This window comes from Bradyrhizobium sp. 604_D8_N2_3 (genome assembly GCF_051810765.1).
GTDB lineage: Bacteria > Pseudomonadota > Alphaproteobacteria > Rhizobiales > Xanthobacteraceae > Bradyrhizobium > Bradyrhizobium barranii.
The window spans coordinates 6,344,971-6,357,647 of sequence record NZ_JBPWPM010000001.1; the positions used below are offsets into that span (position 1 = coordinate 6,344,971).

Below are 12,677 nucleotides of genomic sequence, written 5' to 3' on the forward strand. Positions count from 1 at the left end.
GAACTCACCGTTGTGCCGATCATAGTGACAGTTGCGATTGTCGCCCTTATTTCGTGGCGCGTCCAAAAATTGCTGAGATTGCGGGGCCGATCGGACGCCCCCAACAAAGGCTGTCATTCCATCCGCTCGCATCAGGAGGCGCGCGCTACTCTCCGGGCGATTCGGTGCTCAGATTCGCCCCTTCGACAGAGACCCGCGTATTCCCGCTCCCAAGGCGTATTTTGTTTTCCAAATACTCCCGAACCCAAGCGTACGTTGCGATCAGCGGACTCAGAACTCAAGTGAAAGGCACCGGGTCGATGAACGCCCGCGGCCTGAAGCAACGGAAAGGTAATCGCGGACTACAGCTCCGCCAACAGATTCGGGTCCTTGACAAACCACTTGTGAGGAGAGACTACAACTTATCAGGGGCGGCAGATGACAGCGACAATGTTTCGCCCGGCAGTCTTTTTCGACCGCGATGGCGTACTCAATCACGATCACGGTTATGTCTTCGAGGCAAGCAAGTTCGCGTGGAAAGACGGCGCCCGTGAAGCGGTCAAGCTCGTCAACGACGCGGGCTATTTTGCCTTTGTCGTCACCAACCAGTCGGGTGTGGCCCGCGGATTCTTCGAGGAGAGCGACGTCCAAACTCTCCATCGCTGGATCACAAAGGAGCTGGCAGTGATCGGCGCGCACATCGACGCATTTGAATACTGTCCCGACCATCCCGAAGCCGCTATCGAGCGCTATCGACGCGTAAGCGACCGTCGCAAGCCCGCCCCTGGCATGATTACCGACCTCCTCAAGCGCTTTCCCGTGGTTGCGGACAGAAGCATCCTGATCGGCGACAAGCCAAGCGACCTGGAGGCGGCCGAAGCTGCGGGCATCCAGGGCCTATTGTTTCAGAACGGAAACCTCGAGGCGTTCGTGCGGCAAGCGCTCTCCTTGCGTTGAGCGTGGGTGGTCCAACTCAGGCGCAGACTTAGGAACGACATCAGCCAGCGGCGTGTCGTGCGAGTTGGAAGAACGAACTTCTAACGAAGCTGCTGGAAGTCGTGGGCCACGTGCCGAAACAGTGGTGCGCGATTGTGCGCCCCCTAGTCGGGCCGCTCAAACGGGTGGCGATCGATCAATTCTTGAGATCTATCGCTTCTCAGCAACTGACAAGTAAGCCTCATGAGCGCGCCGAATTCCATCCTCGAGCGAGGTCGTCGCGCGCCAGCCGAGCTTGGCGAGCCGGCTGACGTCGAGCAGCTTGCGCGGCGTTCCGTCGGGACGCGAGGTGTCGAAACTGATCTCGCCGCCGTAACCGACGATGTCGGCTACGACCCGCGCGAACTCGGCGATGGTGATGTCCTCGCCGGTACCGATGTTGACCAGCTCTGCGCTCGAATAGGTCTTCATCAGGTGCACGCAGGCATCCGCCATGTCGTCGACATAGAGGAACTCGCGCCGCGGCGTGCCGGTGCCCCACACGATGACGCTCTTTGCGCCTGCGACTTTCGCCTCATGGAAGCGGCGGATCAACGCGGCGACGACATGGCTCAATTCAGGGTGATAATTGTCGCCGGGGCCGTACAGATTGGTCGGCATCACGCTGATGAAGTCGCTGCCATACTGGCTGCGATAGGCTTCCGCCATCTTGATGCCGGCGATCTTGGCAATCGCATAGGGCTCGTTGGTAGGCTCCAGCGGGCCGGTGAGCACGGAATCCTCGCGCAAGGGCTGCGGCGCCAGCTTCGGATAGATGCAGGACGAGCCCAGAAACATTAGCTTCTCGGCGCCGTTGAGATGCGCGGCCTGGATCACGTTCGCGGCAATCGCGATGTTGTCGTAGATGAACTCAGCGCGCAGCGTGTCGTTGGCGACGATGCCGCCGACCTTGGCCGCGGCGAGGAAGATCACTTGCGGCCGCGCTTTCGCGAACCAGTCGAACACAGCGGCCTGGTTGCAGAGATCGACCTCGCGCCGGTCGACCGTGACGAGCCGCACGTCCTCCCGCGCCAGCCGGCGCAGCAGTGCGGCTCCGACCATGCCGCGATGGCCGGCGACGTAGACGCTCTTGCCCTTCAGCTCAAACGGTGCGTTTGCCACTGGCCGCATCCCGTTTTGCCTCCGCCAGGTCGCTTGCCATCATCTCCTCGACGAGCTGGGCAAAGCTGCGCTTCGGCGTCCAGCCGAGCACCTCGCGCGCCTTGCTGGCGTCGCCGACCAAGAGATCGACCTCGGTCGGACGGAAATAGGTCGGATCGATCTTCACCACGGTCTTGCCGCTCGTCTCATCGACGCCGGTCTCCTCGACGCCCTTGCCGCGCCAGGCGATGCGGCGGCCGACATGGGCAAAGGACAGCTCGACCATCTCGCGCACCGAGCGCATCTCGCCGGTCGCGAGCACGAAGTCGTCGGGCTTGTCGGCCTGCAGGATCCTGTGCATGCCCTCGACATAGTCCCTGGCATGACCCCAGTCGCGCTTGGCTTCGAGATTGCCGAGATAGAGCGTCTGTTCCAGCCCGACCTCGATACGCGCGACGCCACGGGTGATCTTGCGGGTCACGAAGGTCTCGCCGCGGATCGGGCTCTCATGGTTGAACAGGATGCCGTTCGACGCGAACATGCCGTAGGCTTCGCGGTAGTTCACCGTGATCCAGTAGCCGTAGAGTTTTGCGACGCCATAGGGCGAGCGCGGATAGAACGGCGTCGTCTCCTTCTGCGGGATCTCCTGCACCAGGCCGTAGAGCTCGGAGGTCGAGGCCTGGTAGAACCGCGTCTCCTTTTCCATGCCGAGGATGCGGATCGCTTCCAGGAGGCGCAGCACGCCGATCGCGTCGGCGTTGGCGGTGTATTCCGGGCTCTCGAAGCTGACGGCGACGTGGCTCTGGGCGGCGAGATTGTAGATCTCGGTCGGCCGGATCTGCTGCACCAGCCGGATCAGATTGGTCGAGTCCGTCATGTCGCCATAGTGCATCAGGAACGGCACGTTGCCGACATGCGGGTCCTGATAGAGGTGATCGACGCGCGCGGTGTTGAACGAGGACGAGCGCCGCTTGATGCCGTGCACGACATAGCCGAGCGACAGCAAATATTCGGCGAGATAGGCGCCGTCCTGACCGGTCACGCCGGTGATTAAAGCCACCCGCTTCGTCATACTATCCTTGTCCCCAAATTCGAGCGAGTGCGTACCGATCAATACCGCTGATACCATTTGAACATTGCGGCCGCCTCGTCAAGGTCGGGTCACCGCGGCAACAAACGCGAGTTCCGAAAGAGTGAACTAACGAAGACTAAAACGTTGACGGCCGCATCGCGCAAACGGAGTATTAATCTCTTGATACACTTATAAGTTTATTCGTAGGCACATGGCAACATGTTCCCCAACCAGCTAGAATATGTTCCCAAACCAGCTAGATAGCTCGCCAAAGTATTTCGTGAATCGCCGGAATGGGCCCGCTAAGACGCCGTCACACAACCGACCGCCTAGCAAGCTGACTGCTAGGAAAATCAGCGCTGGTGTGCCGCTTAAATAATTGTCTTTAACGGGCCCGCTCTATCATTCAATTGGAGAAGGAGCTCTCTGAGAGCGGTGTCAGTTACACGGTTGGGAATCAACGGAAGGACTTCTCCGCGTAGCGAATCGTTTGAATGTGATTTAGCCCTGCGGGCTTCTCGACCGTTGATGGAACATTGGATTTCGGATTGACCCCTGTTTGGTGCTGCAACCGAACCACCGGTAAATAACGAAGTCCGAGATGAGCGAATTAATGACGCGTCTTTCGCATCTCACCTTGCGCAATTTCCTGATCGCGCTCCACGACCTGCTGGCGACCACGGCGGCGCTGTTCGCAGCGTTCTACCTGCGTTTCGAGGGGGGCCACGGCTTCTTCGACCGCCTGCCGCTGCTATTCCAGATCCTGCCCTACTTCCTCGCCTTCAGCATGGTCGTGTTCTTCGTCTTCAACCTGACCACGACGAAATGGCGCTTCATCTCGCTGCCTGACGCTCTGAACATCATCCGCGTCGCGACCGTGCTGACGGTTGCCCTCCTGGCGCTCGACTACATCTTCGTCGCCCCCAACGTCCGCGGCGCCTTCTTCATCGGCAAGGTGACGATCGTCCTCTACTGGTTCCTTGAGATAACGTTCCTCACTGCGTTGCGCATAGCCTACCGGCACTTCCGCTATACGCGCGTGCGGCGTCGTGCCAAGGGCCAGAATGCCGCGCCGACACTGCTGATCGGCCGCGCCGCGGATGCCGAGGTGCTGCTGCGCGGCATTGAGAGCGGCGCGATCAAGCGCATCTGGCCGGTCGGCGTCTTGTCGCCGTCGAGTGCAGATAGCGGCCAGTTGATCCGCAATGTGCCGGTGCTGGGCGGTATTGACGACATTGAGGACGTCATTAGTGATTTCGCCAAACGCGACAAGCCGATCGCACGCCTGGTGATGACGCCGTCCGCGTTCGAGCCGGACGCTCATCCGGAATCGATCCTGATGCGCGCGCGCAAGTTAGGGGTGATCGTCAATCGCATGCCCTCGCTGGAGAGCGGCGATACGCCGCGCCTCACGGCCGTCGCGGTCGAGGACCTCCTGCTGCGGCCGAGCGAGACAATCGACTATGCGCGCCTCGAATCCCTGATTAGGGGCAAGGCGGTGATCGTCACCGGCGGCGGCGGCTCAATCGGCTCCGAGATCTGCGAGCGCGTCGTCGCCTTCGGCGCCGCGCGCCTCCTGATCGTGGAAAATTCCGAGCCGGCGCTCTACGCGGTCACGGAAGCGCTCGCTGCGCACGGCACGGCGGCCGCGATCGAGGGGCGGATCGCCGACATTCGCGACCGCGAGCGCATCATCCGCCTGATGGCGGAGTTCAAGCCGGACATCGTGTTCCATGCCGCCGCGCTCAAGCACGTGCCGATCCTGGAGCGCGACTGGAGCGAGGGCGTCAAGACCAACATCTTCGGCTCGATCAACGTTGCCGATGCGGCGCGCGGCGCCGGCGCCGAAGCCATGGTGATGATCTCGACCGACAAGGCGATCGAGCCGGTGTCGATGCTCGGCCTCACCAAGCGCTTCGCCGAGATGTACTGCCAGGCGCTCGACCACGATCTCGCCGCAGGTACCGGTAGTGTCAGGTCGCCGATGCGATTGATCTCGGTCCGGTTCGGCAACGTGCTGGCATCGAACGGCTCGGTGGTGCCGAAGTTCAAGGCCCAGATCGAGGCCGGCGGCCCCGTGACGGTGACGCATCCCGACATGGTCCGCTACTTCATGACCATCCGCGAAGCCTGCGATCTCGTCATCACGGCGGCAACGCATGCGCTCGGAACGCAGCGTCCCGACGTCTCGGTCTACGTGCTCAACATGGGCCAACCGGTGAAGATCGTCGATCTCGCCGAGCGCATGATCCGCCTCTCGGGCCTCCAGCCCGGCTACGACATCGAGATCGTGTTCACGGGCATGCGGCCGGGCGAGCGCCTGCACGAGATCCTGTTCGCCTCCGAGGAGCCGACCCGCGAGATCGGTGTCGCCGGCATTATGGCCGCGCAGCCGAACGAGCCGCCGATGCAGACGCTGCGCAAATGGATCGCGGCGCTGGAGCAGGCGATCGCGCGGGACGATCGGGCCACGATCAAGACCATCCTGAAGGATGCGGTTCCGGAATTCGGGTCGACCGCGGCTTGACCATGCATTCTCAAGGCAAGATCGTCGTCGCGAGCCAGCATTACCCGCCTGATCCGAGCACGACCGCGGCGATCATGGCCGAGATCGCCTGCCGCGTCGCCGTCGACCACGAGGTCATCGTGCTGTCGGGCTCGCCCGGCGAATTGCCGGCCTCGCAAACCGGCCCGGGCAAGCCGCGCGTGATTGCCATCAAGAACCGGATGGCGGGAAAGACCGCGCTGGTGCGGCGTGGATGGTCCGAGCTGCTGTTTGCGGCGCGCACGTTCTTCGCGCTGATCCGGGAGCTTAGGGCAGGTGACGTCGTGCTCACTGTCACCGCGCCGTTCATGCTGCCATATGCGGTCGCGGCGGCAGCAAGGCTGAGGGGGGCGCGCTCGGCGCTGATCATGCACGACCTCTTCCCCGATGTTCTCGTGATGGCGGAAATCCTGAAGCCCGGCTCGTTGGTGACGCGGACGATGCGCGCGGCCAACAGCCTGATGTTCCGCGCGCTCAATGCCGTCATCACCATCGGCCGCGATGCGGAGCCGCCGCTCTTGAGCTATTCCGGCATGACGCGGAACAAGATCCGCTTTATCCCGAACTGGGCGACGCTCGTACCCGCGGCACGTCCCCTGGCGCCGGACAATCCGTTCCGCAAAGCGCTTTCCGCGCGATTCATTGTCGGCCTGTCGGGCAATCTCGGCTTCACCCATGATCCGGAGATCGTGTTCGAGGCGGCACGCCTTTTGAAAAACGAACCGGACATCCACTTCCTGCTATCCGGCTGGGGCATCGGCTTCGAGCGGCTGAAGCAGTTGCAGGCTGAAGCGAACTTGCCCAATGTGTCCTTCGTGGCGCGGGTCGCGGATGCCGAGCTCGAGGCGTTCCTGGCGGCTGCCAATCTCTGGATCATTCCGTACCGGAAGGACGTGGCGGGGGTGTCGGTGCCGAGCCGCTTCTACAATCTGCTGGCAGTCGGCCGTCCCGTGGCGCTGGTCTCCGAGCCGGAGGCCGAGGCTGCGTTGACGGTGGTGGAGAACGGGCTCGGCTGGGTCGTGACGCCGGGCCGCACTGATCAGCTCGCCGACGCAATCCGCGCGGCATCTCGTTGCGACGCCGCCGCTATGGCCGAACGCGCAGTGAAGGCGGCAGCGAAATTCGACCGGACGACCGCGATGAACGCCTATGCCGGGCTGATCGACGAATTGTTGCGCAACCCCGATCTGGCGGAGCGACAATAAGCCACCACGCCCCTTCGCCAGAAGAATGCTGCGACATCTAGAGCAAAATTGGAGCGCAGCGCCAAGGTCGCTAAGGTCAAACCTGCCTTTGCTGGAGGAGCTCAGCTCGATGGCCCGACGGCTAGCCGCAATCCCTCGGTCATGCTGAGCGGTGGCGCCCAGCCGGTCGACAGCGTGGCGGACATATCAACTTCCATGGAGCCCAACAGGCTGTGGCGTAGCTCCGGCCGCATCGCCCTGAGAGCAAGTGCCAGCACCATCGAGGGAACCGGTAACAGGATGGCGGTCCGGTCCATCGCCTCGCCAATCCGGCGAACGAAAGCGGGGGTCGAGATCTGCTCGTCATCAGCAACCAGATAGACCCGGTACGCAGGCACCGCCTGTAGAGCGACCAGATGCGCGACAAAGGACGCGAGATTCTGCACGCTGACGAACGCCCGCTTGTTATCGACGAGGCCAAGTGGAAGCGGGATCCGCCGTCCGATCACGCCGACGAGGTAACGAAAATTGCCGAGCGCATCGCGCCCATACACCAACGGCGGACGCACCACAGCCACCCGCATCTTGGATTGGGCTGCCAGGCGCTGCAGGGCAGCCTCCGCCGCCGCCTTGGACTGTCCGTAGACGCCGCGCGGCATCACTGCGTCATCCGGCTTGAACGCCCCTCGCCCATCGGTCGAGCTTCCGTTGACCAAGATCGTGCTCAGAAACACGAACGTGGACACCCCCGCCCGCGCGGCGGCATGGGCCAGTTGGATCGTGCCCTGCGTATTCACCGCGTCGTACAGCTCAGCGGCGTGCTCTTCATTGGGCTGGTGCACCCGAGCGGCCAGATGGACCACCGCGTCCACTCCCGCGAGCGCAGCGTCCCAATCGGTGGTCGGTCCGATCGAACCGACCACGACATCGTTCTCTCCGGCCCGGCCGGCCCGTAGCGCCCGGCGCACGCGATAGCCGCGGCTCTCAAGCAACGGGACGAGATTGCGTCCGACAAATCCGGTTGCGCCGGTGACGAGGACGACCGGTTGATTCATGGCGGTGCGCGCTCCAGCAGACCCAGTCCATATCAATGCGCTCGAACGACCCGTTTAATGGTCGAGGAGAAGCTCTCGGCGAACTCCCGCACCCGCCCGCCCAACTGATCGTTCATCTCGCGCACCACAAACGCGGGGTACGTGAAATCCTGCAAATGGGCGGCGAGCGCTGCGGCATCGTCGGCGCCAAAATAGCACGCGCGCTCTCCAGCCTGCTCACGGTGCACGTCGATATCTGACAGCATCATCGGCACGCCGAACGATTTTGCTTCCTCTACCGTGGTGCTCCAGCCCTCGAAGCGAGATGGATTAATCAGCGCTGCGCTGGAACGCAGAAGGGCATAGACTTCGGCGAGCGGAATCATGCCGAGGTAGCGGAACTGCTGTGCCAGGCCGCGGTCTGCCGCTTCACGCACGATTTGATCGAGATATTCCGGATCATTCGGATCACCGCCGCCGGATGCAGCGACAACCGGATGGACGCCTCGCTGCGCAAGCAACGAAAGCGCGTCTAGGACAATCCTGTGGTTCTTGTGGCGCCAGAACTGGTTGGGGATATAGAAGTACGTTCTCGGCAGATCGTACTTCTGGAGCACTTCTACCGGATCCAGCTTGAGCAATTCGGCCGAAGGCTCGCTGGCGAACCTCACGACGGCGGTTCGGCCCTTGGTGCGCGGATAGTAGGAAAGACAATGGCGTTCGGCGCTGCGGCTGCTCAGAATGATGGTGCGGCCGGACAGGACCTGCAGCTGAAAACCCATTTCACGCCGGCGCCTCGCCTTGTTCGAGAACAGATGTGGCAGCTGCCGATGCTGCAGGTCGGGGACCCAGGCCACTGTCGGATAGGGAGAGCTCCATCCGAAGAAGCGGGCGTTCTCCCAGACCGCATCGATCTTGTTGCTGCGAAAGCTGGATATCGCACCGCGATCTTGGGCGAACATGGTCGGCAGCAATGACGTCAGCGCGGGGCGATCGAAATGCGCTGAGCAAACGATCTCAACAGCCGGGACCTGTCGCATTGGTTCAAGTTCGCCGGCGTCGTGACCTTCGGCCGCGAACACCACGGGCGTAATGGCCTCCGGGCAATAGTTTGCAAGCGCATTGAACAAATTGAGCTGGTAGTTGTAACCGCCCGCCCAAGCCTTGCGAGATATCAAGGTGAAAGCGAGCCGGATCGGGCGAGCGACGCTCAATGGGCTTGTCCTTTGTACCAGCTCACATACTGGGCGATGCCCTCCTGGACTGGGATGCGCCAGTTGAACGGCAAGGCGGCGAGTTGCCGGGCGTCGGCGACCAGACTGAACGGATCGCCCGCGCGCACCGTGCCGGAAAACCTCACCGCGATATTGCCGCCCCAAGCTTTCGTCACCAAACGGGCAATCTCCGCGACGCTGGTCGCGATGCCGCTGCCGCCATTCAGCAACTTCAGGGACTCCCCATCAACCCTCGCCAGCCATGCAACCAACTGCACGACATCCCTGACATCAGTCCAATCGCGCGCCTCGTTGCCGGTGCCGCCGAGCACGAGCTCCCGCTGGCCTCGCCCGAGCCGCAAGCAAAGGTCCCACAACAGCTGCTTGCGCAAAGAGGGACCATAGACCGAAAACAAGCGGACGATGATGGCGCGAATGCCGAACGAATCTGCGTAACTGCGGCAGAGCTGCTCCATGATCAGCTTGTGATGACCATAAGGAGACATCGGTTGCGTGGTGACCTGCTCCGAGATCGCGCCAACATGCTGCGCACCGTACACCGCGGCGCTGGAGGCGACGATTAGCCGGCAGTCGCGCGCGGAATGGCGCAGCCATTCTAGCAGGCTCGCCGTCGCGGCAACGGTTCGCGAGAAGTCCTCGTAGGGCTGTTCGATCGAACGCGCGACCGATGAGCCGCCGGCGAGGTGGAAGATGGCGCTCGGTGTGCCACCACGTTGTAGCAAGCCGTCCAGATTTGGCGCGTTGATCTCGCCGTTGATCCAGCCCGTCAGTCCAAGCTGCTGCCGGTCCGAATCATCGATCGCACCGTGGCCCAGACCATACACGCTCTGGCCCTGCCGGGCGAGGTGACCTACGAGGTGACGGCCGATAAAGCCGTTGCCGCCTGTGACCCAGACGCTCATGAGGCGCTCTTGTAACAGACGAAGGAGTAAAGCCGGCCCGGACGATTGTCGAAGCGTCCGGCAAGCGACAACAGATAATCGAACCCTCGCCTTCGGCCGAGTAAAAGCTCAAATAGGGGACGCGCCGGAGTCCGTCGGGAAAGCCGGTCGACAATCGCTGCCCGCAGACTCTCTCGGGTGTAGGGAAAGAGATTGATCGCACTCGCCAGTGGAGTGAGGATTTCGATGCGCGAGAAGCCGGCCTTCTCCAACGCCGCATGGTAGCTTGAAAGCGGATAGGCGCACTCGCCGCCATAGAGCCGGTGGAGGGGGTGCTGCTCCAGGAAACGGGCCAAATCCTCTTCGCGGCTGATGACGTGTTCGCGCAGCCCCAGGAATACGCCCCCAGGGCGCAACACGCGAAACATCTCGCGGCATGCCGCGTTGAGATCACGCGTATGATGAAGTACCGCTCGCGCGAAAACCACGTCGAAGCTGCCGCTCTCGAACGGTAGGACTTCCGAAAACTCCTGTACCACCTCGATGTCAAGCCCAGCATCGCGGCCCAGCTTACGGATTGCTTCAGCGCCGACAATGGCACTGCCATCGGGCTCCAGCGCAGTGACGTCGAACCCTTCCCGCGCCAGCGCATAGCTGGCAATTCCTCGGCCCGCGCCTACGTCAAGCGCCTTGCCGCTGCGGCCCGCGAGCAGCTTGGCGATCTCCTGCCACTCGCCGCTCCGGAAGTATCGCTCCGCTGCATCGGTCAACGGATCGTCGTAATAGGCATCAAGCACCAGTTGGCGCTGATCCGGCTGCTCGCGCAGCCACACCACGGCATCCTCCCAGGTGAGCATCTTCGATTCAGGGGTCATAACAGAAAGCTTTGCAGATCACAGCCCTCCGGTTGAATAATCCTGAACGGAGGGTCGAAGTGAACGGATAACTTTGGCCGGGTTACCGGCCACCAATGAGTAGGGAGGAACATTCCGAGTAACTACAGAGCACGCTCCGATAACTGCTCCTTCGCCAATGATGACTCCTTTCAGGATTGCAGCATTGAAGCCGATCCAGACCTTGCTTCCAATCTCAACCGGCGCGTGAGGGACATTACTCCAATCTTTGCGACCATTTGCCCAATGCCGGACATCGTCCTTGCGGCCTTCCCATTCCAAACTGTGGGAATCATGATCAACGACAGTGATGCCCCACGACATAATCACGTCATCGCCAATATTGATCCTGCGGTAGCAAATGAGATTGCTTCTTCCAATGAAACACCGGCTTCCAATTTGAATCTCTCCGCCAGCCTCTTCGAATGTGATATTGGCGTGAATGATAGATTGGTCAGCGACCCTCAGGCTGTTACCACGCAAACCTCGAATGCGCCTCCGAGCCAACGTCGTGCCAGCCCCCACGGACATTGTCTTAGAAGTCCAGTTGGGCAAGCCAAGGAGAGTACCAATCGTACCGCGAGCAAGCAAGTTCACGTGCTTTCCTTCCTGAGTCGCTCCGCTGTCACTGTTTGCCCAGAGTGGCGCCCTACTTGCCTTCTTTCGGAACAGCGCTGCGGTGGCTCATAACTGCGCGACCAGCTCCTTGAAATCGCGCCATTGCCGACCTTTCGTGTAAATCTGGCTTAGTTCCGACCGACCTCTTGCAGCAATTTCCATAGCTTGCGGCCAATACTCTAGCGCATGGCTGATGGTTGGCACAGCGAGCTCCCAGGAAGCATAGGTTTGAATCGTATCCCCTGGGACCATGCCCGCCGCGTAATTTCCTGCGTCTGACACGAGGAGAGCGCCGCAGCCCATCGCTTCAAAGCACCGCATGTTCCCCCGATCCGTCCCTGCCATATCGACCGCTCCGTTAAAGACGATCTTGGACGCCCCGAGCAGCTCGTACAAGCGCCTCCCGAATACTGGTGGCCGGGCGATGCTAGCCACTGCGCGCGGTCGTCTATGCCTCCCGAGCCCTGGAACCAAGCGGCCGATCGGTGATTCCGCCAGACGGGTTAAGCGGGAAGCATCCAAGTGAAATACAACATCGTGAGCACGTGCCAGTCCGGCCACCTGCTCAAGCGCCTTGGCGCGCCCAGAATGGTGCCGCGAATACCCTCCTACAAAGAGGACATCGATGGATCTCTCTTGTTGACCGTATTCCCGCATCACGGGATCGATTGCGGGGAAGAACAGCTCGGCCCTGCACCCATTGTTGCGCCAGAAATCGAGGATCGATGGGAAATTTCCGACCACTGCGCCATAGGCCGTTAGGTCGACGCTGCCGGAAGGCGCTGCGCGCCAGCAGAGCGTGGTACGTACACAGCCTGGTAGCTTGCGCAAAAAGGCGCTCGGAAAGCGCACTGGATCCAGATTGTAGAAGACATCGGTCTTATGATGCTCGATTTGGGCCAACAGGATGTCTTCGAGCGAGGTATTAGATGCCAGCCCGTTCTCGCGCGCCCAGAAACGCTGCAGCACCTCATCGTCCGCATTGGTAAAAAACGCCTCTTCGAAACCCTCAAGCACCGGTTCAAGGAAATGCAAAGCGGCGAAGCGATCCTTCAAAAAGGCGTCTCGGCGCTCTCGAAAGCTCTTCGATCCGCTAGCCAGCTCATCGAAACGCGGGCGGTAGGATGGATATACGCCGCTGTTTTGAAAGACACGCATCC

11 protein-coding genes are annotated in these 12,677 nt (G+C 61.5%); 3 read left to right on the forward strand and 8 right to left on the reverse strand.

Annotated features, from left to right (window positions below):
• Nucleotides 1-417 precede the first annotated feature (417 nt).
• Nucleotides 418-936 (forward strand): D-glycero-alpha-D-manno-heptose-1,7-bisphosphate 7-phosphatase, encoded by a 519-nt coding sequence (locus AB7245_RS30475; protein WP_224517380.1) that lies wholly within the window; start codon nucleotides 418-420, stop codon nucleotides 934-936.
• Nucleotides 937-1,125: 189 nt separating this feature from the next.
• On the opposite strand, the gene fcl is transcribed toward AB7245_RS30475, so the two are convergent.
• Together fcl and gmd are read right to left on the reverse strand one after the other, a co-directional pair.
• Complete coding sequence (gene fcl / locus AB7245_RS30480) at nucleotides 1,126-2,076, reverse strand: GDP-L-fucose synthase (RefSeq protein ID WP_439035249.1); 951 nt, start codon at nucleotides 2,074-2,076, stop codon at nucleotides 1,126-1,128.
• Complete coding sequence (gene gmd, locus AB7245_RS30485) at nucleotides 2,057-3,127, reverse strand: GDP-mannose 4,6-dehydratase (protein WP_439035250.1); 1,071 nt, start codon at nucleotides 3,125-3,127, stop codon at nucleotides 2,057-2,059. The genes fcl and gmd overlap by 20 nt, the downstream gene beginning before the upstream one ends.
• A 613-nt stretch (nucleotides 3,128-3,740) precedes the next feature.
• Between gmd and AB7245_RS30490 the strand changes: the two genes are divergently transcribed.
• Both AB7245_RS30490 and AB7245_RS30495 read left to right on the forward strand, forming a co-directional pair.
• The gene (locus tag AB7245_RS30490) at nucleotides 3,741-5,654 is read left to right on the forward strand and encodes an SDR family NAD(P)-dependent oxidoreductase (RefSeq protein ID WP_439035240.1); all 1,914 of its coding nucleotides are present in this window, start codon (nucleotides 3,741-3,743) and stop codon (nucleotides 5,652-5,654) included.
• 2 nt (nucleotides 5,655-5,656) lie between these two features.
• A complete protein-coding gene (locus tag AB7245_RS30495) occupies nucleotides 5,657-6,877 on the forward strand; it encodes a glycosyltransferase family 4 protein (protein WP_439035766.1) in 1,221 nt (406 codons plus the stop codon).
• 101 nt (nucleotides 6,878-6,978) lie between these two features.
• On the opposite strand, the gene AB7245_RS30500 is transcribed toward AB7245_RS30495, so the two are convergent.
• The 6 genes from AB7245_RS30500 to AB7245_RS30525 form a co-directional block, all read right to left on the reverse strand.
• Nucleotides 6,979-7,911 (reverse strand): NAD-dependent epimerase/dehydratase family protein, encoded by a 933-nt coding sequence (locus tag AB7245_RS30500; RefSeq protein WP_439035251.1) that lies wholly within the window; start codon nucleotides 7,909-7,911, stop codon nucleotides 6,979-6,981.
• A 32-nt stretch (nucleotides 7,912-7,943) separates the two neighbouring features.
• A complete protein-coding gene (locus AB7245_RS30505; protein ID WP_354134144.1) occupies nucleotides 7,944-9,104 on the reverse strand; it encodes a glycosyltransferase family 4 protein in 1,161 nt (386 codons plus the stop codon).
• Nucleotides 9,101-10,027, reverse strand: coding sequence for an NAD-dependent epimerase/dehydratase family protein (locus tag AB7245_RS30510; RefSeq protein WP_439035252.1), 927 nt, complete (start codon nucleotides 10,025-10,027; stop codon nucleotides 9,101-9,103). Before AB7245_RS30510 ends, AB7245_RS30505 begins: the two co-directional genes overlap by 4 nt.
• Complete coding sequence (locus AB7245_RS30515) at nucleotides 10,024-10,881, reverse strand: class I SAM-dependent methyltransferase (protein WP_354134146.1); 858 nt, start codon at nucleotides 10,879-10,881, stop codon at nucleotides 10,024-10,026. The genes AB7245_RS30510 and AB7245_RS30515 overlap by 4 nt, the downstream gene beginning before the upstream one ends.
• 18 nt (nucleotides 10,882-10,899) lie before the next feature.
• Nucleotides 10,900-11,496: an acyltransferase gene (locus AB7245_RS30520; protein ID WP_354134147.1), complete on the reverse strand. Its 597-nt coding sequence runs from the start codon at nucleotides 11,494-11,496 to the stop codon at nucleotides 10,900-10,902.
• Nucleotides 11,497-11,583: 87 nt separating this feature from the next.
• Nucleotides 11,584-12,675 carry a glycosyltransferase gene (locus AB7245_RS30525; protein ID WP_354134148.1) on the reverse strand — a complete coding sequence of 364 codons (1,092 nt, stop codon included), beginning with the start codon at nucleotides 12,673-12,675 and terminating at the stop codon, nucleotides 11,584-11,586.
• Between the last annotated feature and the right edge of the window lie 2 nt (nucleotides 12,676-12,677).